Annotated in this window: 23 protein-coding genes and 3 tRNA genes; 17 read left to right on the top strand and 9 right to left on the bottom strand. The window is 58.5% G+C overall.

Features of this window, described 5'->3' with window-relative positions; translation table 11 throughout:
- Window positions 1-4 precede the first annotated feature (4 nt).
- The 4 genes from WEU32_RS02715 to WEU32_RS02700 all read left to right on the top strand — a co-directional run bounded on the left by WEU32_RS02715 (window position 5) and on the right by WEU32_RS02700 (window position 2,041).
- Window positions 5-80 (top strand) — tRNA-Ala (locus tag WEU32_RS02715).
- A gap of 83 nt (window positions 81-163) precedes the next feature.
- Window positions 164-239, top strand: a tRNA-Ala gene (locus tag WEU32_RS02710).
- A gap of 94 nt (window positions 240-333) precedes the next feature.
- Window positions 334-957 (top strand): thermonuclease family protein, encoded by a 624-nt coding sequence (locus WEU32_RS02705; protein WP_406852774.1) that lies wholly within the window; start codon window positions 334-336, stop codon window positions 955-957.
- Window positions 958-1,129: 172 nt separating this feature from the next.
- Complete coding sequence (locus WEU32_RS02700; RefSeq protein WP_312135469.1) at window positions 1,130-2,041, top strand: 2-oxoglutarate and iron-dependent oxygenase domain-containing protein; 912 nt, start codon at window positions 1,130-1,132, stop codon at window positions 2,039-2,041.
- Between the two features lie 78 nt (window positions 2,042-2,119).
- Here the strand turns inward: WEU32_RS02700 and WEU32_RS02695 are convergent, their stop codons facing one another.
- From WEU32_RS02695 to WEU32_RS02685, 3 genes are all read right to left on the bottom strand, one after another.
- On the bottom strand, window positions 2,120-4,012 hold the full coding sequence (locus WEU32_RS02695; protein ID WP_406852773.1) for a pilus assembly protein TadG-related protein: 1,893 nt from the start codon (window positions 4,010-4,012) through the stop codon (window positions 2,120-2,122).
- Between the two features lie 126 nt (window positions 4,013-4,138).
- Complete coding sequence (gene mtgA, locus WEU32_RS02690) at window positions 4,139-4,846, bottom strand: monofunctional biosynthetic peptidoglycan transglycosylase (RefSeq protein ID WP_312815303.1); 708 nt, start codon at window positions 4,844-4,846, stop codon at window positions 4,139-4,141.
- 18 nt (window positions 4,847-4,864) lie between these two features.
- On the bottom strand, window positions 4,865-5,824 hold the full coding sequence (locus WEU32_RS02685) for a WD40 repeat domain-containing protein (protein ID WP_312134927.1): 960 nt from the start codon (window positions 5,822-5,824) through the stop codon (window positions 4,865-4,867).
- Window positions 5,825-5,927: 103 nt separating this feature from the next.
- On the opposite strand from WEU32_RS02685, the gene WEU32_RS02680 reads away from it, so the two are divergent.
- The gene (locus tag WEU32_RS02680; RefSeq protein ID WP_406852772.1) at window positions 5,928-6,611 is read left to right on the top strand and encodes an alpha/beta fold hydrolase; all 684 of its coding nucleotides are present in this window, start codon (window positions 5,928-5,930) and stop codon (window positions 6,609-6,611) included.
- 59 nt (window positions 6,612-6,670) lie between these two features.
- Here the strand turns inward: WEU32_RS02680 and WEU32_RS02675 are convergent, their stop codons facing one another.
- From WEU32_RS02675 to WEU32_RS02665, 3 genes are all read right to left on the bottom strand, one after another.
- Complete coding sequence (locus WEU32_RS02675) at window positions 6,671-6,877, bottom strand: DUF2093 domain-containing protein (RefSeq protein ID WP_312134923.1); 207 nt, start codon at window positions 6,875-6,877, stop codon at window positions 6,671-6,673.
- Window positions 6,878-6,887: 10 nt separating this feature from the next.
- Complete coding sequence (locus tag WEU32_RS02670; RefSeq protein WP_406852771.1) at window positions 6,888-8,006, bottom strand: CobW family GTP-binding protein; 1,119 nt, start codon at window positions 8,004-8,006, stop codon at window positions 6,888-6,890.
- A 76-nt stretch (window positions 8,007-8,082) separates the two neighbouring features.
- Window positions 8,083-8,739 carry a hypothetical protein gene (locus WEU32_RS02665; RefSeq protein WP_312134919.1) on the bottom strand — a complete coding sequence of 219 codons (657 nt, stop codon included), beginning with the start codon at window positions 8,737-8,739 and terminating at the stop codon, window positions 8,083-8,085.
- Between the two features lie 266 nt (window positions 8,740-9,005).
- On the opposite strand from WEU32_RS02665, the gene rplU reads away from it, so the two are divergent.
- The 11 genes from rplU (at window position 9,006) to WEU32_RS02610 (ending at window position 16,503) form a co-directional block, all read left to right on the top strand.
- A complete protein-coding gene (rplU, locus tag WEU32_RS02660) occupies window positions 9,006-9,479 on the top strand; it encodes a 50S ribosomal protein L21 (RefSeq protein WP_312134917.1) in 474 nt (157 codons plus the stop codon).
- A 132-nt stretch (window positions 9,480-9,611) separates the two neighbouring features.
- On the top strand, window positions 9,612-9,896 hold the full coding sequence (rpmA, locus tag WEU32_RS02655; protein ID WP_312134915.1) for a 50S ribosomal protein L27: 285 nt from the start codon (window positions 9,612-9,614) through the stop codon (window positions 9,894-9,896).
- Between the two features lie 171 nt (window positions 9,897-10,067).
- A complete protein-coding gene (locus WEU32_RS02650) occupies window positions 10,068-10,601 on the top strand; it encodes a GNAT family N-acetyltransferase (protein ID WP_312134913.1) in 534 nt (177 codons plus the stop codon).
- Between the two features lie 128 nt (window positions 10,602-10,729).
- Window positions 10,730-10,816 (top strand) — tRNA-Leu (locus WEU32_RS02645).
- Window positions 10,817-10,989: 173 nt separating this feature from the next.
- The gene (locus WEU32_RS02640; protein WP_312134911.1) at window positions 10,990-11,604 is read left to right on the top strand and encodes a ribonuclease D; all 615 of its coding nucleotides are present in this window, start codon (window positions 10,990-10,992) and stop codon (window positions 11,602-11,604) included.
- 19 nt (window positions 11,605-11,623) lie between these two features.
- The gene (lptC, locus tag WEU32_RS02635; protein WP_406852770.1) at window positions 11,624-12,298 is read left to right on the top strand and encodes an LPS export ABC transporter periplasmic protein LptC; all 675 of its coding nucleotides are present in this window, start codon (window positions 11,624-11,626) and stop codon (window positions 12,296-12,298) included.
- Between the two features lie 3 nt (window positions 12,299-12,301).
- Window positions 12,302-12,781 (top strand): LptA/OstA family protein, encoded by a 480-nt coding sequence (locus tag WEU32_RS02630; RefSeq protein WP_312134907.1) that lies wholly within the window; start codon window positions 12,302-12,304, stop codon window positions 12,779-12,781.
- 70 nt (window positions 12,782-12,851) lie between these two features.
- Window positions 12,852-13,592 carry an LPS export ABC transporter ATP-binding protein gene (lptB, locus tag WEU32_RS02625; protein WP_312135466.1) on the top strand — a complete coding sequence of 247 codons (741 nt, stop codon included), beginning with the start codon at window positions 12,852-12,854 and terminating at the stop codon, window positions 13,590-13,592.
- Window positions 13,593-13,723: 131 nt separating this feature from the next.
- Window positions 13,724-15,214, top strand: coding sequence for an RNA polymerase factor sigma-54 (rpoN, locus tag WEU32_RS02620; RefSeq protein ID WP_406852769.1), 1,491 nt, complete (start codon window positions 13,724-13,726; stop codon window positions 15,212-15,214).
- Between the two features lie 90 nt (window positions 15,215-15,304).
- On the top strand, window positions 15,305-15,943 hold the full coding sequence (gene hpf, locus WEU32_RS02615) for a ribosome hibernation-promoting factor, HPF/YfiA family (protein ID WP_312135465.1): 639 nt from the start codon (window positions 15,305-15,307) through the stop codon (window positions 15,941-15,943).
- Window positions 15,944-16,038: 95 nt separating this feature from the next.
- Window positions 16,039-16,503: a PTS sugar transporter subunit IIA gene (locus WEU32_RS02610; RefSeq protein WP_312134903.1), complete on the top strand. Its 465-nt coding sequence runs from the start codon at window positions 16,039-16,041 to the stop codon at window positions 16,501-16,503.
- Window positions 16,504-16,577: 74 nt separating this feature from the next.
- Here the strand turns inward: WEU32_RS02610 and WEU32_RS02605 are convergent, their stop codons facing one another.
- Together WEU32_RS02605 and WEU32_RS02600 are read right to left on the bottom strand one after the other, a co-directional pair.
- Window positions 16,578-16,820, bottom strand: a complete 243-nt coding sequence (locus WEU32_RS02605; RefSeq protein WP_312134901.1) for a DUF1150 family protein — start codon at window positions 16,818-16,820, stop codon at window positions 16,578-16,580.
- A gap of 81 nt (window positions 16,821-16,901) precedes the next feature.
- A complete protein-coding gene (locus tag WEU32_RS02600; protein ID WP_406852768.1) occupies window positions 16,902-17,318 on the bottom strand; it encodes an Hsp20 family protein in 417 nt (138 codons plus the stop codon).
- 211 nt (window positions 17,319-17,529) lie between these two features.
- On the opposite strand from WEU32_RS02600, the gene WEU32_RS02595 reads away from it, so the two are divergent.
- Complete coding sequence (locus WEU32_RS02595) at window positions 17,530-18,201, top strand: OmpA family protein (protein ID WP_406852767.1); 672 nt, start codon at window positions 17,530-17,532, stop codon at window positions 18,199-18,201.
- A 57-nt stretch (window positions 18,202-18,258) separates the two neighbouring features.
- Here WEU32_RS02595 and WEU32_RS02590 read toward each other — a convergent pair whose 3' ends face one another.
- Entirely contained in the window at window positions 18,259-19,572 is a 1,314-nt protein-coding gene (locus tag WEU32_RS02590; protein WP_406852766.1) for a UDP-glucose dehydrogenase family protein, read from the bottom strand.
- Window positions 19,573-19,635 lie beyond the last annotated feature (63 nt).

Genomic DNA, 19,635 nt, shown 5'->3' with positions numbered 1-19,635 from the left:
GTTCGGGGCTTTAGCTCAGTTGGTAGAGCGCTTGCATGGCATGCAAGAGGTCAGCGGTTCGACCCCGCTAAGCTCCACCATAAACCCCTCGCTGGAACACAGCGGGGGTTTTCCATTTTTATGAAAGCCCTGTTTCAAGGTTTTCACCCGACCGAAGAGGTTCGGGGCTTTAGCTCAGTTGGTAGAGCGCTTGCATGGCATGCAAGAGGTCAGCGGTTCGACCCCGCTAAGCTCCACCATCAAAGGCCCTGCGGACATCCGCAGGGCCTTTGTCTATCTGGCGCCGCGATCGACTAGAGTGCCCCCTTCCCGACGATTCGCCGATTACCCTTCATGTCCCGACAAAAACCTTCCAACGTCGTTCGCTTCCGCCCGCGTAACAGCCCGCCACCGCGTCGCCCCAAGCCCCCCAAGGGACCGCTGGCAATCGGACTGATCCTGCTGGCTCTGGCAGCAATCTGGCTGGTGTCGCAATACGGTGAAAGGGTCGGCTTGCCCGAACAGGCCGTCACCGCAGCGCAGCAGATTGGGCGCACCCTCTCGCCCGCCATGGCACCGCCACCCGCCAATATCAAACTGGCCCGCACGGCCGATTTTACCTGCCGCGTCGATCGGGTGAATGATGGCGACACTATGCGCTGCAAGGATGGCAAGCGCATTCGCTTGCACGGTATCTCCGCCCGAGAGCGTGACGAAACCTGCTCGCAGGGCCACCCCTGCCCTGCTGCCTCGGCGCGCGCCTCGACCGATACCCTGAAAGGGTTGGTCAGCGGCAAAACCCTGTCCTGCCGCAATATCGGTCAAAGCTATGAGCGCATCACCGCCATCTGCTGGACCCCCGACTATACCGAGGTGAACTGCGCCATGGTTGCCAGCGGCACCGCCGCCCTGTGGCCCCGCTTCCACCGCGAATTCCCCATCTGTCAGGCCACACCCGAAGTCCTTAAGGACGCTTGATCCAGATCAGATTTACAGACACAGCTTCGCCCTTTCGTCCCTGCGGCTGCCTTTTGGCCACATATTGCTGTAAAACGCAGGCCATATTCTTGATTAAAGGCTGACTGTTGTGAGCACCATCACCGCCCAAACTGCCGAAGGCAGCAACACCAAGGCCATCGTACCGGTCTCGATGACCCGCTATGATGCCGACTTCCAGGGCTTTGCGGATGCACTGGGCGCATCCTTCGCGCGTTACGGCTTTGCCGTTGTGTCTGATCACGGTCTTGACCAAGCTGTCATCGACGCCGCCATCGCCGACGCCAAGGCCTTCTTTGCACTCGATGAAGAGACCAAGCGCCAATACCATCAGGCCGGCACCGGCGGCGCTCGCGGCCTGACCCCGTTCGGCGTGGAAACCGCCAAGGGCGCTTCTGTACGCGACCTGAAAGAGTTCTGGCACACCGGCCGCGAACTGCCGGAAGGTCACGCCTATAAAAAATACATGCGCGACAATGTCTGGCCGACCGAGGTGCCGACCTTCAAGGACAATGTCTATGGCATGTTCTCTGCTCTGGACGAGCTGGGCCGCCGCATCCTCAAGGCCATTGCCCGCTATCTGAAGCTGGACGACGACTATTTCGAGGACAAGGTTCAGTTGGGCAACTCGATCCTGCGCCTCTTACACTATCCGCCGCTTCCGGCTGATGCCGAAGGGGTGCGTGCCGGTGCCCACGAAGACATCAACGTCATCACACTTTTGCTGGGAGCCGAAGAAGCGGGTCTGCAACTGAAGGACTCGGACGGCGAATGGCTGGACATAGCGCCGCCTCCGGGCGCGCTGGTCATCAATATCGGTGACATGCTGCAACGTCTGGTCAACCACGTCCTGCCGTCAACGACCCACCGCGTGGTCAATCCGGCACCGGAACGTCGCGGCTTTGCACGCTACTCGACGCCGTTCTTCCTGCACTTCAATCCGGACTTCCCGATCGAGACCCTGCCGTCGACGATTACCGAAGAAAACCCGGACCGTTATGCCGGCAAGACCATTCTGGCCGAGGACTTCCTCACCGAGCGTCTGCGCGAGATCAAGCTGATCTAAGCGATCCCAGCACAATCAAAACGAAAAGGGCCGGACGATCAATCGTCCGGCCCTTCTTGTATCCGATGCGCCCTCGCCTTAGCGGGCAATACGCAAACGCGTGATGTCGCGACCAATTTGCTTAAAGGCTTCCTTCAGGTCCGCTCCACTCGCGGCATCAAAGAAGTTTTCATTTGGATCAGTCGCACAGAAATACATGACCTCGTATGCCGTATCGATGGCTCCAGAAGGCCTGTTATTGCTGCCGAGATTGAATGCGACGGAATAGACCACGATGCCCTGCTTCTTCATAGCCTGACAGGTTTCGTAGGCCTGCGTAAAAGCATTGCCGTTACTGGCATTGCAATTGATCTTGTGATTGTTCGAGCCCGAACCCTCCGACAAAGCATCACGCGCAATCACCCCCTCACAGAAGGGGATGTTGAACTCGCCATCTGTCATCAGGATTACCGCCTTAACCGTCTCCTGCGGGTTATTCGGCAAGGGGCTCACACCATTGATCGAGCCAAAATTAGGAGAAATAGCATACCAAGCCATCTCGGTTCCGACTTGGCCCGCCGTCGAACCCCCAGCGGTCAAACGGTTCACAGCACCATTCAAGTCAGCCACAGAGTTGGTCAGCGGTAAAAACGGCTCACTCGGGCAGGTATTGTCGATATAAACACGGCCCAGATAGTTATCCTTGCCAGGTGCCCTATCGGACGGTGCATTGCGCCCTCTGACCCGTTCGCTGACGCAGGTGCTGGAGGGATGACGCCACGTCCTGCCATTCATATTGGTGAAGATACGTGTCGCACAGCCATCCCGACCGCATGTCAGAGTCCCATTCCCTGAAAACGAGGCGGTCGTCGAGGCATCGCTGGATACAGTAAACCGATTATCGTCTAAAATTCTAACTTCGGTGCCGTAATATCGAGAATTTCTCGGATCATCCTGAGTTGTGTTGATATTCACATTGGATGTTCCAGAGATGCGAACCAACTCACGATCTACAAGTTGGTGATTATCGGCTGTGACCACCATATCGCAGTCACGGGTGATACATTTTTGGATATTACCGCGGGTGGTAGAAAGATTGGTATTACTGCCAACGCCACTCAACTTGAATGTCGATGCAGTGACACTTCCTATAGTATGAATCTGATCATTAATGCCTGACTGGCTTCTAAAGCCGGTCGCATAAACTCTATCGCCATTTTGAAAGCCGTGATTGGATAAAGTGAATACTTTGGTCGTGTTATTAACCGAGTCCACACGGCGCGAAGCTTCAAGTCGTGTGGCCGACGTAATCGTCTTATTACCAACCAGCGCACCCCGCATCGCCGAAGCGCGCGCTTCATCTCCCATATTCACACCGGCCGCGTAGGGGATCAGAGCCACCTTGGTCGTAAAGGGATCCTGATTTCCTTGAACAACAATACTGATCAACTCCTTGGCCGCGTCTTTCAGAGCGGGCATGTAGTTGACCGGAGTACTCATCGAACCGGTAACATCCAGCGCAATCGCCACTTCCACATTGCGAGAGGCACGCAGCACGTTGGATGACGCCCCCATCGGTAGATAGTCGTCAAACAACTGGCCATAGGGCGGCAGGAAGACATTGGCGATGATGGTCTTGACCTGAACGGTCGCGGTGGCCTGAACCTCGGTTCTGTTATTCACGGTAAAGCTGGCGACATCACCGGGATTGGTCAGAAAATAGTTCGGCATATTGGCTTTGAGCGAGGCCATGCCGACCTTCTGCACCTCGGCATTGGTCGTAGCGTTTGAACGGGCCGCAGCCAGCGTTGCGGCATCCAGTGCATCCTGAAGCTCGCTCTTCACCTTGGCGGCATTGTGCAGATCGATAGCGCCAGCCGAGATCATCAGCAGCACAGGCAGGGCAATACCTGCAATCATCGCCACATTGCCTTGTTGCGAACGTGTAAATCGTTGCAACAAATGCACAAGACGACCTGTGAAGCTGTTCATTATAATCTCCGGCACCGGGTTTCCATTCGGTCGAACAGCCTAAAATGCACGATAAATGGGTTATAGACGATCAACAGGAAGGGTTAACGCCACGGTTGTACCTGCCCTTCCCGCTTCACAATGGCCCTAGCGGCCAATAACACACTGGTTCAAGCCCTGCGCCCGCACCTGTCCAGCATTGGCCTCGATACGCGCCGTGCGCCGACGCACATAGGGACCGGGAGATGCCGCATTATAGCGGCGCGGACTGGGCAGTACCGCGATCAACCGCGCCGCCTCACGACGATCCAGATTTTTGGCGCTTTTACCGAACCAGTGCTGTGCCGCCGCCTCTGCACCGTATACGCCCGGCGCGAACTCGGCGACGTTCAGATACATTTCCATGATCCGCTTCTTGCCCCAACCGAACTCGATCAGCACCGTATAGCCCGCCTCCAGACCTTTGCGGACATAGGAGCGGCCCGGCCACAGGAAGACATTCTTGGCCGTCTGCTGGGAAATGGTTGAGCCACCGCGCATCTTGGACGAGCCCCGCGCCTCGGCCCGCTCATTGGCTTTCATTGCCTTCTGAATAGCCTCGAAATCAAAGCCGTTATGCGAACAGAAGCGCGCATCTTCGGCCGCAATCGCTGCCGTCACCAGATAAGGAGACAGGTCATCCAGCGAGCGCCAGCGGTAGTCCAACCCGCTCCCCTTGATGGCCTGCTCGATCATCAGGACGGTCGGCGGGGGCGGCACAAAACGGAACAGGGCCACCTGAAGAAACGGAAAGGCCAGAATAAACAGAAACAGCTTCAACAGCGGTCGCCGCTTGCGATTATCCGACTTTGCCATCTGGCCCCCGCCTAGAATTTAGAAGCTGTGCACACCGGCATGGCCGTCTTCATCGGCCCATGCCATGCGCGCACCACCGGCACTGACAGCCAGAGCCGTGATCGCCGCACCCTTGTCCTTTTTGATAAAGTCCAGACCACGACCTGCCGGATCGGCCCACCAGACACGACCGTCTTCCAGACCCGCCACCAGACGCCCCTGCGCGTTGGACGCCGCCACATGGGCGATCAGGGTCGTCTCGTCATAGCCGATCTCGATGGCTTCGCGCCCCATCGGACCGTTAGAGCCAATGAACGGCCACAGCACTACGCCTTGTGCACCCGAAGTGGCCAGCATCTGGCCCTTGGACAGGAAGGCAAAGCTCTTGATCTTGGACGGATAGCCGCCCATGCGCATATTGCGCTGGTCTTTCAAACGCCAGCCATGAAGCTGGTTGTCCTGCATCGCGGTGACCACAAAGGCCCCGTCCGGCGAGAAGGCCACCGACAGGTGCGAACCTGCCCATTGCAGCTTCACCGGTTGCTGCTGCTCGATGCGTGCATACCACAGCCACGCCCCGCCATAGGTCGAGGTGGCGATACGGCGCCCCTTGGGATCAAAGGCCACGCCCGAAACCGTGCGCTCGTGCTGGAAGTCGCGTCGGAATACCGGATCCTTGGTGTCGATCACCGACAAGGTGCGACCCGACGAAAACGCGATCAGACCGCTGTCAGAGCTGGCCGCAATCGAATCGATCCAGCCCTTGCCCTCGGCCAGAACCATGGCCTCGCCCACGCGGCTCCAGACGACCTTGCCGTCATCGCCGCCGGTGACAATGCCTTCGCCCGACGGGTGGACACAGGCGCACAGGATGGCCCCATCATGCACTTCATTGCGTGCGCCGTCCTCGAACCGCACCGAGCCATCTCCCAGCGCAAACACAGCCTGTGTCTTGTCGAACAGGGCGGCGGTGATCTGGGCGTCGAAGGTAAAGTTCATCAGGGGGCTCGGGTCGTCTGGAATGGGTGCAAACAGTCTTGTCTCTGCTCATAGCCGTGGCGGGCAGACGCTTCTATAGGAAAGGCGAAAAGGGAGTTGCACGATGGCAATTGTTCTCGTCTCCGGCTTCATGGCCGATGAAACCTTGTGGGATGACCTTGTTGACCCTCTGACCGACTATGGCCCTGTTCTGCCCTTTGCTCTGCGCGAGGGGGATACGATCGAAACCATGGCCGAAGCGATCATTCCTCACCTGCCGGAACGGTTTCATATCGTTGGTTTTTCCATGGGCGGCTATGTAGCCCGCGAGATTGTCAGACGGCTGCCCGAGCAGATCGAAAGCCTGATCCTGATTGCCACCTCGGCGCGAGGCGATACCGAAGAGATGATCCGCCAGCGGCGTTCGGCGTTGAAATCGCCGCCCGAACGTTTCAAGGGCCTGAGCCGCCCCGCCATCCAGTCATCCCTGCATCCGGCCATGCGCGATGATGCCGACATGCTGGCCCGTGTGCGCGATATGGGCGTGGCACTGGGTGGTCATGTGTTTCACCGCCAGTCCTCTATGGCTCGCGATGGCGATCTGGACCGCCTGTCCGACATTACCGCCCCCACCCTGATTATTGCCGCCGACACCGATGATCTGCGCAGCCCCGCCGAGGCTCAGGAACTGGTGGGCGGCATTACAGGCGCATCCTTGGTCACCATCCCCAACAGCGGCCACATGATCCCGCTGGAACAGCCGGATGCATTGGCCCGTGTCATGACAGGCTGGCTGGAAACCCTCTGAGAGCAAAAATGGCCACTGTCTCGAGACAGTGACCATTGCAATATGGGTAAATAGGCCGCTTACAAACGATCCAACCCTCTAAGGCGTTCGATCATCAGCGCCGGTTTGGCATAGGCTTCCTGAAGCTCGGCGCTCCAGTAGTTCAGAGCCTCCAGCGGCACAAGCTGGCCGCTGACCGCGCAAACGACATGGTCGCCCGACTGGACCACATCGAAACTGCCCGAGTGATAGACCAGCTTGGCTTCGCGTTTGAATGCTTCCGTCATTTTACCCTCCTTAGGCGGCACAGGCTTCGAAACCGGCTTTCAGCTCGGCTTCGTCCAGGTCACGCCCGATAAAGACGGCGCGGCTCCAGCGACGCTCGTCGCCCCACGGTTGCTGCAGATCGCCTTCAAGGATCATGTGCACGGCCTGGAAGACCAAACGGCGCTCTTCACCGGCTACATCAATAATGCCCTTGGCGCGCAGAATGTTCTGGCCCTGCTCGCCCAACAACTTGTCCAACCATGCGGTGAATCTGGCACCATTCAGAGGGCGGTCCAGCGTCAGCGAGATGCCCTTGATGTCGTCATTATGGTTATGGCCACGCGCACCGTGATCATGCGCATGGTTATGGTCGCAATGATCGTCATGACCACAGTTCTCGTCATGGACGTGATCATGGTCGTGATGGTGATGCCCGTGACCATGGTCGTGACCACAGTGCTCGTCATGGATATGACCGGCCTCGCCATGCGGCGGATTCACAAAGTTCGGATTGGCTTCGAGTATGCGCTCCAGGTCGAAAGCATGCAGGCCCAGAACCTGATCCAGCGGCACATTCGAACGTTCGGCCCGCACAATCGGGGCCAGCGGGTTCAGCGCACGCAGGCGCAGCTCCACAGCTTTCAACGCCGCTTCGTCCACCAGATCAATCTTGTTCAGGATGATGCGGTCGGCAAAGGCCACCTGCTCGCGGGCTTCCTTACTGTCATCCAGACGCGCCATGACATGTTTGGCATCCACCAGAGCCGTCACGCTGTCCAACTGGGTCTTGGCCTTGACCTCTTCGTCGACAAAGAAGGTCTGGGCCACAGGACCGGGGTCGGCCAGACCCGTTGTTTCCACGATGATGGCATCAAAAGCAGGCTTACCCGGACGCTGGCGCTTCATCAGGCCCCCGACCACGCGGATCAGGTCACCGCGCACCGTGCAGCAGACGCAGCCATTGTTCATTTCGAACACGTCTTCGTCGGCACCGACCACCAGATCGTTGTCGATACCGATCTCGCCGAACTCGTTGACGATGACTGCATAACGCTTGCCGTGATCCTCGGTGAGGATGCGGTTCAGAAGCGTGGTTTTACCGGCACCGAGGTAGCCGGTCAGGACGGTCACTGGGGTCTTTTGGGTCATGGCCGCTAGATGGCCCTTCAGGCGTACGTTGAAAAGCCCCGACGCTTTATTTTAGTTTTGGTATAGCGCCCACCGGTTATGCCGGATGGAAGGCCATAATAAAGCCCAGTACGATCAGGGCCGCGCCCAGCACCACGCCCTCATATCGTGCCCAGCGTTCCAGTCGCAAAATGGAATAGCCCGCCATGGCCAGCGTGGTCAGGACCAACATGCCGACAATCGTCCCCAGCACAAATCCGGCCGTCAGGGCCAGAAACACGCTCAAGCCTTGAGTAGCCGATGATAAATAGACCGGCAAAAGCACTTCCCCCGGCGAGGCTGCCATCAGGGCAATAAGGCCAAGGGTTGCCGTGCGGTCCGATACCTTGGGCTCGTCATGCTCGCACCCTTTACAGTCAGGCACTGTGGTGCGGTGCCAGTAGCGCGCCAGATAAAAGGCTCCGAACAGGAATAAAAGCGCCGAGGACAGATGGGGCAAGACACCATGCAACCAGCGGTCAAGCGCCACACCCGCAATCGTAACCAGACCGCCGATCAATGCCGTTGTCGCCACATGTGCCAGTGCAGCAGCGACCACCACCATCGCCACACGCCGCATCGTCCAGCCTTGCGCACGCCCGACCAATACAAAAGGCAGCCAGTGCGTGGGCAAGGCCGCATGGAGAGCCGCCGCTATAAAGCCGCCCCCGAGCAGGGACAGAACAAGCGGCTGGGCAAGATCGGAGGTCATCATCGCCGACGCTCTATAGTGTTATGATGTAACAGTCGAGATACCTTATAACGAAAACTGCCCGCAAAAGGATTGCGCGCACCGACTTACCGCCATTTCCCTTGCAGCAGACGTGCAATCAGGCCACATCCTACATTCAGTGACGACTACATGGCGTTTAATGCCCGATATCCGTTGACTCTTTCGTCATCATCCGTATATGTCGCCGCTCTTCGCCCGCGGGTTTCCCGGCGGGCGCATTCTTTTTTGCGTTCACGCTGAGGCTTCATATGTACGCGGTGATCAAGACCGGCGGAAAGCAGTACCGGGTTCAACCGGGCGATGTTGTTGTTGTCGAAAAGCTCGACGGCGATGCAGGCGCTGCTATTTCCTTTAACGAAGTCCTCATGCTGGGCGGCGACAAGGGTGTCACTGTTGGCGCTCCTGTTGTCGAAGGCGCCAAGGTGGCTGCGACCCTGATCGAAACCCGCAAGGGCGAAAAGATCAAGATCTTCAAGAAGATCCGTCGTCAGGGCTATCGTCGTACCAACGGCCATCGTCAGATGGAAACCGTTCTGCAAATCACCGGCATCGAAGGTGCTGGCGAGACTGCAAAATGGGATGGTACGGTCAACCTGATCACCAAGGCTGAAATCAATGCTCGCGCTCGTGGCCTGGCCCCGCGCGTCGAAGCTGCCCCAGCTGAGGAAGCTCCTAAGGCTAAAAAGGCTCCGGCCAAAAAAGCCAAGGCCACCGAGGCCTAAGAGTTTCGCCGGGGGCCTTTAAGGGTCCCCACACAGGACATGCGACCGTTATCCTTAACGGGCCGCCAGTAACGATAGACAGGCTCATATCGGTTCTCGAACCGGAGCCTCGTCAAACAGAGGAGCAGCAAGATGGCTCACAAAAAATCCGGCGGTTCGTCGCGTAACGGCCGCGACTCAGAGTCGAAACGCCTTGGCGTGAAGAAGTATGGCGGCGAGAAGGTTCTCGCTGGCAACATCCTCGTGCGTCAGCGCGGCACCAAGTTCCACCCGGGCACCAATGTTGGCCTGGGCCGTGACCACACCCTGTTCGCCACTGCGAACGGCGCTGTGCAGTTCACCACCAAAGCTGGTGGCCGTTGTTACGTATCCATCGTGGCTGCCAATGACGCCGCCGAGGCGATGGCCGCCGAGTAACGCGATCTGCACTTTGATTCGGATCGCGTTGCTCAACCAGCAGCCGATCCGGACCTAGGGAAAATATTCCGCGGGGAGTCTGGATCACCAGGCTCCCCGTTTGCGTTTCCCCGCTTCGAAAGCCGTCCGAACCCTTCAAGGAGACGGCACAGAGAGATCGAGGCAGTACCTATGTGCGTGATTGAAACCTCTCCCGTCATCGAGACGCGGCGGCTGCTGTTACGCGCGCCGCAATCGCAAGACGTGTCGCGCATCGCCCGTATGGCGAACGATATCGACATCGCACGCATGACCCTGCGCATGCCGCACCCCTTTACGTCCGGCCACGCCGAAGATTTCGTCCTGCATGTCGCCAGTCAGGATCCTTCCCGCGCCAATACCTTTGTCATCGAACACGAAGATCACGGGCCCGTCGGCGTCATCGGCATGTTTGAGGATAGCGATCCTGTTCCCGAAACCGGCTATTGGATCGGGCGCGAATATTGGGGTCGCGGCTATGCCACCGAGGCTCTGGAAGGCGCTCTGGTCTGGGCATCGCGCCAGTGGAAACGCCGCGCGATGGTCGCCGGACATTTTGCCGACAACCCCGCTTCGGGTCGCGTTCTGGAAAAGGCAGGCTTCCTCTATACTGGCGAAACCCGTCGCACATTCAGCCAGTCTCGCAACAGCCTGACCGACACCCGTCGCATGGTCTGGCTTGCCTGATAGGTCGCTGTAATCACGGTAGTTTCGCCAATCACCGTGTTTTTTCACGAAACTGAAAAAACTCTGTTGACCGCCGAATAAGCGCCCCCTATACCCCACTCATCGGCGGGGCGGAAACGCTCCCTCCGGCCCAGATGGCGGAATTGGTAGACGCGCTGGCTTCAGGTGCCAGTGGCTTAACGGCCGTGGAGGTTCGAGTCCTCTTCTGGGCACCATTTATTCAAATGGCGCTGCATCACAAGATGCAGCGCCATTTGTCTATGGACCTCCCGTCTGTCCCGTCTCGGGTGCTTTCTTGGGCACACCACCTAGCGGTCAGACGTGGTTCGTCTATGTTCAGGCCCCATTTTGTCGTATCCACGGATACGCTGCAAACCGAGTTCGACACATGACCGTTTATCTGCACGAAGGTGACCTGCCCGACGATCTGGATCTTGGCCCCGTTGTGGCTGTGGATTCAGAGACCATGGGCCTGCGCTTCCGTCGTGATGAGCTGTGTGTGGTGCAGTTGTCGTCGGGTGACGGCAATGCCCACGTCGTGCGCATGCGCCGTCCGGCCTATGACTGCCCGAACCTGAAGCGCATTCTGTCCGACCCGAAGGTTTTGAAAATCTTCCACTTTGGCCGTTTCGACATCGGCATGTTCGAACTGCACCTCGGCGTCGAAACCCGTCCGGTCTACTGCACCAAGATCGCTTCCAAACTGGCCCGCACCTATACGGACCGCCACGGCCTGAAAGACGTGGTGCGCGAACTGGCCGGTGTGGACCTGTCCAAGGCCCAACAATCTTCGGACTGGGGCTCCGAAACCCTGACACAGGCGCAACTGGACTATGCTGCCTCCGACGTGCTGCATCTACACGTCGTCATGGAGCGTCTGAACATCATGCTGGCGCGCGAAGGCCGCGCCGAGCTGGCCGCCGCCTGTTTCGATTTCCTGCCGATTCGCTCCCGCCTCGATCTGGCAGGCTGGGACGAAGTCGATATCTTCGCCCACGCCTGATCAGGCTTTAGAGACACCGATGAGCGAACCCGAAGGTCACAACCCGCATCAGCAAGCGTTGAAAGACGCCGACGAAGCGCGCGTGGCCGCCGCTGGCCTACGCTGGCGCAAACGCTCCGAGCGCGTGCAGCGCCTGCGTAAAATTCTGCCTATCATTATCCTGCTCATCGCCGGGAGTGCCGTAACCTGGGTCGTGTTCCGCTCCGTAATGTCGGGCGTAGAGCGCCGCGCCAGCGAAAGCCGCGAACTACGCCTCGACAACCCCATGTTCCACGGTCAGGACGCGCAAGGTCGCAGCTTCCGTATTGGTGCAGAAGGGGCAGTCCGCGCGCCCGAGACCAACCAGTACAGGCTGATTAAACCCGTTCTGGAACTGAACCTTGGCGGCCAGAAAATCACCAAGCTGACGGCAGATGGCGGCCGCTATGACGAAGGCGAACGCAAGGTCGTTATCGGTCCTAATGTACAGATCACCGATGGCGCATCCGGCTTCTCGCTGAAAACGCCCGAAGCGGTTATCGACACCCAGACCGGGATCGTCACCGGCGACAAGGGCGTTGTCGGTAACGGCCCGCTTGGAACCATCAATGCGTCGTCCTATGCCATTTACGAAGACGGCCGCCGTATTGAATTCAAAGGCCAAGGCGACCAAAAGATCAGCGGAACCATCAACCCCTCGGGGCCGGGCAGGTAAACTATGTCTAAGACCAGCACCCTTATTGCCAGCGCTGCGCTGATCCTCGCCCTTGGCGTTCCGGCTGTGACCGGTGCCCAGAGCAGCAATCCGGCCGACGCCACACGTCAGCCCGTCCAGTACGGTGCGGACTCCGGTGAATATACCGCCGACGGTTTTGCCCTGCGTGGCCGCGCCGAGGTCACGCAAGGCACCAACCGCCTGCGGGCCGATGCTATTCGCGGCTATACCACCAATGGTGAACTGACCCGCGTCGAAGCCACCGGCAATGTCTATTTCGTCACCCCTGACCAGAGCATGCGCGGCAATAACGCCGTCTATACGCTCAATAACGGTCAGGTTCTGGTGACTGGCGATGTCATCCTGACGCAGGGTCAGAATGTTCTGACCGGCGGGCGTCTGGTCTATAATGTCCGTACCGAGACAGCCCGCATCGAAAGCGCCGGCACCCGCGTTCGCGGCGTCTTCTACCCGTCGAACTAAGGGGCATCACTTGGCGCGCAAGGAACTGTCAGCCCTGAACATCACGCCGGAGCCGGAACAGGCTTCCGATCTGCCGGTGAATGATGGTGCCAAGCGCGGCCTGCGTGTCGAGCATCTTGCCCGCAGCTTTGGCCCGCGTCAGGTCGTGCGCGATGTGTCTCTGACCGTTCAGCGCGGCGAGGTTTTCGGCCTGTTGGGACCCAACGGCGCGGGCAAGACGACCTGCTTTTACATGATTACCGGCCTGATCCCCGCCGACAGCGGCACCATCTGGCTGGACAACGAAAACATCACCCATCAGCCGATGTACCAGCGCTCGCGCATGGGCCTTGGCTATCTGGCACAGGAAGCCTCGATCTTTCGCGGCATGACGGTCGAACAGAACGTCGCCGCCGTGGTGGAACTGCGCCACTCGTCAGAGCGCGAGATTAAAGACGAGACCACACGTCTGCTGGAAGAGCTGCGTATCGACCATCTGCGTCACGCGCCTGCCACGGGTCTGTCGGGTGGCGAGCGCCGCCGTGTCGAGATCGCCCGCGCCTTGGCCGGTAAGCCCAGCTTCATGCTGCTGGACGAGCCGTTTGCCGGTATCGACCCTCTGGCCATTGCCGATATCCGTTCGGTCATTCGCTATCTGTCCGGTCAGGGCATTGGCGTGCTGATTACCGACCACAATGTGCGCGAGACGTTGGACATTATCGACCGCGTGTCGATCATCACTTCCGGCTCGGTCCTGTTTGAAGGCACCGCCCAAGAAGCGGTCGATAGCGCCGAGGTCCGCCGCGCCTATCTGGGCGAGATGTACGGCTAAGGGCCGCCTCCCTATCCCTTTAAGACCTGTGAAAGCCTAGCCACACACCAGTCGTTAACTGGCTATCGGTCATGTTATGACCGATAAGCAAGTTCCGGGCCAATCTGGCGCACCGGCAGGGGGAATGACGCGTGATCGGGCAGAGGCTTGAGGTCCGGCAGGGGCAGGGGTTGGTTATCACCCCCCAGCTTCAGCAGGCCATCAAACTGTTGCAGCTATCCAATCTCGAGCTTGAGGCCTTTGTCGAGGCCGAGCTTGAGCGCAATCCCCTATTGTCGCGCGTCGAGAACGAAGCGCCCTCCGAGACATCTGAAGCCCCGGAGTCCCACGCCTCCGACAGTGATATCCAGTTTCAGGACGGTGTTGCCCAAGGCAGTGAGAACGCCCTCGATGCCCCGCAGGAGGCCGTCTATGACGCCGCCCCCGGCGAACAGAATGAAGTCCGCACCGACGCCCAGCCCGGCCTCAGCGACTGGTCGCGCACCGGTAATGGCGGCTCGTTCGACAGTGACGACCATGATCGTCCCGACAAGCAAGAAACCACCCTGTCGGAATATCTTCAGGCACAGGCTTCGCTGGCCGGTTTCAGCCCCAGCGACCATGCCATTGCACTGATCCTGATCGATAGCGTTGATGAAGCCGGCTATCTGCGCGCCGACCTCGAAGAGGTCGCCACCCGACTGGGTGTTGCCTGCGAACGCATCGAAACGATCCTGACCTGCTGTCAGGGCTTCGAACCAACCGGTGTGATGGCCCGTAGCATCCCCGAATGCCTGAAGCTGCAACTGGTCGAGCAAAACCGGTTTGATCCGGCCATGGCCTCGCTGCTGGACAATCTCGATCTTCTGGCCCGCCGCGATCTGGTCGCCCTTCGCAAGGTGTGCGGCGTGGATCAGGAAGACCTTGGCGAGATGATTGCCGAGATTCAGGGTCTGACCCCACGTCCGGGGGCCGGTTTTGGCTCCGAACCGGCCCAGACAGTTGTGCCGGATGTGTTTGTGCGCTCCGACCCCGCTGGCGGCTGGAAGGTCGAACTGAACAGCGACACCCTTCCCCGCCTTTTGATGGACAAGCGCTATCATGCCGAAGTCTCGGCCAGCGCCCGCTCGGACGATGACAAGGTGTTTGTGGCCGATTGCGCCGCCCAGGCCAGTTGGCTGCTGAAATCACTGGACCAGCGCGCCCGTACCATCCTCAAGGTCGCCAGCGAGATTGTACGCCAGCAGGATGCGTTTCTGGCCTTCGGCGTCGAGTTCCTGCGTCCGCTAACCCTCAAGGTCGTGGCCGAAGCCATCGAGATGCACGAATCGACTATCAGTCGCGTTACATCCAATAAATACATCGCCACCCCACGCGGTGTTTTCGAGCTGAAATTCTTCTTTACCGCTGCCATCCAGTCCAGCGATGGCGGGGCAACACACTCTGCCGAAGCCGTCCGCCACCGGATCAAATCCATGATCGATGCCGAAGATGTTACAGGCGAGGTTTTGAGCGATGATCGCATCGTCGAAATTTTGCAGGAAACCGGTATCGATATCGCCCGTCGCACGGTTGCCAAGTATCGGGAAGCCTTGAGAATTCCTTCGTCGGTCGAGCGCCGTCGCATGCGCAAAGCGGCCTAAGTCCCTGCCCCTGCTGGGGTTATGCCTCACCACATTTCAGTGATCGACGTTGACACCAAGTTGGAACAGTCGCGTTGTATAGGCATGGCTATGAACATTCAGGTCACCGGTAAACAAGTCGATGTTGGCGAAGCGCTAGGCTCGCGCATCTCTCAGGAACTTGAAGATGGAGTCGGCAAATATTTTGCCCGAGGCGCGCAAGACGCCGAGGTTGTTGTCTCTAAGGACGGGTACGGCTTTCGTGTAGACAGCTGGGTCCGTCTGGCATCGGGACAGTCATTGGTCACCACAGGTCAGGGAAGCGATGCGCATTCGGCATTCTCCGATAGCCTCGACAAGCTGGAAAAGCGCGTTCGTCGCTATAAGCGTCGGCTGAAGGATCACCACATCGGGCCAAAAGGTCTGTCGCCCGAAAAAACTGAAAATGCCGCGCGTGAAGTCGCACAGCTGACGATTTTCAAAAACCCCGACAAGGTCGAGGATGAAGCCGAGTTCGGGGATGTCGACAATGCCCATGAGCCACCTCCGGTTGGTATGGTCATTGCCGAAACCGAGGCCGAAATCCGCACTCTGACTGTGGGTCGTGCCGTCGCTGAACTGGATATGACCGGTTATCCGGTCGTGATGTTCCGCAACGCGGCACATGGTGGTCTGTCTGTGGTTTATCGACGTCCGGACGGCAATGTGGGCTGGATTGATCCCGAGCGCACTTCCGCACGAAAGTCGTGAGGACTGGCAAAGAGCATTAAAGTGGCTTTTGTATTGGGGCCAAACCGCCTAAAAGGCGGCGCCCTGTACCCTATGGGCCGTTGAACGAGACCGATATGGATATCGCAGATTTGCTGTCGCCCGACGGTGTTGTCTTGCGCGGGGGCGTATCTTCAAAACGCCAGGCCTTGGGCGCTGTCGCCGATCTGGCGGCCAACGCTTTTGATCTGGACGCCGCCAAAGCACTGGATGCCTTACTGGAACGTGAAGCTCTTGGCTCGACCGGCCTTGGCTATGGGGTCGCTGTACCCCATGCCCGGGTGGAGGGTCTGGAGCGGGTCTGCGGAGTCTTTGTGCGACTGGACACACCGATCGCTTACGAATCTCTGGACGACCGCCCTGTGGACCTGTTGTTCGGCCTGTTCGCACCGCCTTCGGCCGGTGCGGAACATTTGCGAGCGCTTGCGGTCGTGTCGCGCGCCATGCGCTCGCCTGAACTGCGCGAACGGTTACGTCAGGCGCAGACGGTCGATGGCGTGCAGGCACTGTTCGTCCAGACGGGCAGCGCCGCTGCCGCTTAAGCGCAAGATCATACAGACAAAAAAACGGGGCTCCTATGGGGCCCCGTTTTCGTTTCAGCCGGCTTGTCCCGCGCTCAGTGCACGGAGACAGGGGCCATGTCGTGGGCCTCTGCGGCCCTGAAGGCTGTCTCGCGGTCCAGCATTACCGCCAGCCTTTCTCCGTCGGCACCATAAAGCGCGTACAGAACTTGGTCAGGCGACAGGTCCACATCGTCATCTTCGATATCCGACAGGATATCGCGCGCAAGAACCTCGCGCACATAGACAAGACCCGGCACTTCAAAAGCGCTGAAATCGTGATCCAACATCGGCATCATTGGGAACGCCTCCTCAAACTAGGATAGCAGCCATAGCGATACGCAAGCTTGGCGTATCTGCTGCCTGTGGAGCGAATCTGCTCAGTCCGTGGAAATCGGGATATTGCGTGTGGCTTTCTTTTGATCCGGCTGGAAAAGGTCGACGTGAAGCAGACCGTGAAGCAGGCGCGAGCCCTTCACTTCCAGTCCGTCGGCCAACACAAAGGTCCGCACGAATCCGCGTGACGCGATGCCGCGATGCAGGAAGGCTCCTTCAAGTCGTGACGCCTCGTCGCGCTTGCCGGTCAGAGTCAACTGACGCCCCTCGACAGTGACATTCAGCTCGTCCGGCGTAAAACCAGCCACCGCCAGTGTAATGCGAACACCTTCGCCGATCTGTTCCACATTATAGGGCGGATAGGCATCCGATGCCGCTCTCTGCGCACGGTCGATCAAAGCTCGGGTCTGATCGAAGCCCAGCAGAAAAGGGGCATCCATAAAGGACGGGGTACGGCTCATTACTTACTCCTGCGGTCCTGAAATACAGCAACCCGAACGCCGCGTGCCTACGGCCCCATGACGTCCAACAATTATAGAATGGGAACCGTTGCACATTAAATCAATGCCTTGAACGGTTACGCCAACTCATGCTGTTCATCCTGTATACAGTCAGGAACCTGCACCATACCTATCCGTTTAGCAGGTCAGTTTTCTGCCTTAGAGGTTTTATATGCGCGCCAAAGTCGCCGTCATCGGCATCAGCATCGCCGCTCTCATGGGCGCGGCCTGCACGACTACAGATCCCTACAACTCGGCTCCACGCCGCAACAATACCGGAACCGGAGCTATTGCCGGTGCACTGGGCGGTGCGGTGCTGGGTTATCTGACCAACACAAACAATTCAGAGCAGGGTCGCAAGAATGCTTTGATTGGTGCCGGTATCGGTGCCTTGGCCGGAGCCGGCGTGGGCCAATATATGGACCGCCAGCAACGTGCTCTCGAGGCCGAACTGTCCGGCACTGGCGTAGGCGTTGCCCGTCAGGGTGACAATCTGGTTCTACGTATGCCGTCGGATGTCACCTTTGCGGTGAATCAGGCCAGCATTGATGCTCGCTTCCTGCCGGTGCTTGATGATGTCGCCCGCGTCCTGCGTGAATATGATCGTTCAACCGTGGATATTGTTGGTCACACTGATGCCTCTGGCGGTGACCACATCAACCAACCACTGTCAGAAAATCGTGCGCTTTCGGTTGCCAACTATCTGATCAATAACGGCGTACTGCGCGAGCGTATGTATGTGGCGGGCAACAGCGCCCGCAACCCGATTGCCACCAACGACACCGTCGAGGGCAAGGCCCAAAACCGTCGTGTCGAAATCGTCATCCGCCCATTTACGGGCTGACCGCCACGACACGTTTAATGTAAAAGGGCGGCCCGCAAAGGCCGCCCTTTTTTATTCCTATTTCTGATCGGGACGACCGATAGACGTATAAACAAAACCGCGCGCGCGCATGTCTTCGCTTTTATAAATATTGCGAAGATCAACCATCACCGGAGCCTTCATCAGCAGCTTGATCCGGTCGAGATCCAGGGCTCGGAACTGGTCCCACTCGGTCAGAATGCACACCACATCGGTACCCGCAACTGCATCATAGGGCCCTTTGCAGTATTCAACATTGCTGAGCAATTTGGCCGCTTCGTCCATGCCCTCTGGATCAAAGGCTTTAATGATAGCACCCGCCGCTTGCAGAGCCGGAATAATGTCCAAGGACGGAGCATCACGCATATCATCTGTATTGGGCTTGAAGGTCAGGCCCAGCACACCGACGCTCTTACCCGCAACGATACCCCCCAGAGCCTTGATAATGCGATCCGCCATCGCCTTTTTGCGCGCCTCGTTAACGGTCACCGTCGTCTCGATCAGACGCACAGGCGAACCGGCATCGGTCGCAGTTCTCACCAAGGCCAAGGTGTCTTTGGGGAAACAGGACCCTCCATAGCCCGGCCCGGCGTGCAAAAACTTGGATCCAATGCGGTTGTCCAGCCCGATACCCCGGGCCACCTGCTGCACATCAGCTCCCACAGTTTCACATAGATCGGCGATCTCATTGATGAAGGTAATCTTCATCGCCAAAAACGCATTGGCCGCATACTTGATCAGTTCAGATGTGCGACGTCCCGTGAACAGAATGGGCGTCTCGTTCAGATTCAACGGGCGGTAAAGCTCCGCCATCACCAGACGGGCACGCTCGCTGTCCGTACCAACCACAACGCGGTCAGGTCGTTTGAAATCGTCAATCGCCGCTCCCTCCCGCAAAAATTCGGGATTGGATACGACAGCAAAATCAGCTTCAGGACGTCGCGCACGGATAATACGCTCGATCTCGTCACCCGTACCAACCGGTACAGTCGACTTGGTGACGATCACGGTAAAGCCTTCGATCAGGTCCGCGATCTCTTCTGCAGCCGCATAGACGTAGGACAGGTCCGCATGACCGTCCCCACGACGAGATGGCGTTCCAACTGCGATAAACACCGCATCGGCCGTACGGATCGCTTCGGCACCGTCGAGCGCAAATTTCAACCGCCCGTCGCGGGCATTGGTTGCTACCAGATCATCCAGACCCGGCTCGTAAATCGGAATAATATTCTGCTCAAGGCTTTCAATCTTGCCCTGATCCTTGTCGACACAGGTCACCACGTGACCAAAGTCTGCGAAACAAGCCCCCGATACGAGGCCAACATATCCAGTGCCGATCATGGCGACGCGCATAAGCGTTTCCCTCTTTCACTGTAGGCAACTCTGAAATAGCCGCTACGCCTCTGACGATCCAGC

It is taken from the genome of Brevundimonas sp. BH3, from assembly GCF_045345115.1.
GTDB lineage: Bacteria > Pseudomonadota > Alphaproteobacteria > Caulobacterales > Caulobacteraceae > Brevundimonas.
Note: the sequence above shows the minus strand (reverse complement) of the source record. Positions and strands in the feature narration are given on the sequence as shown.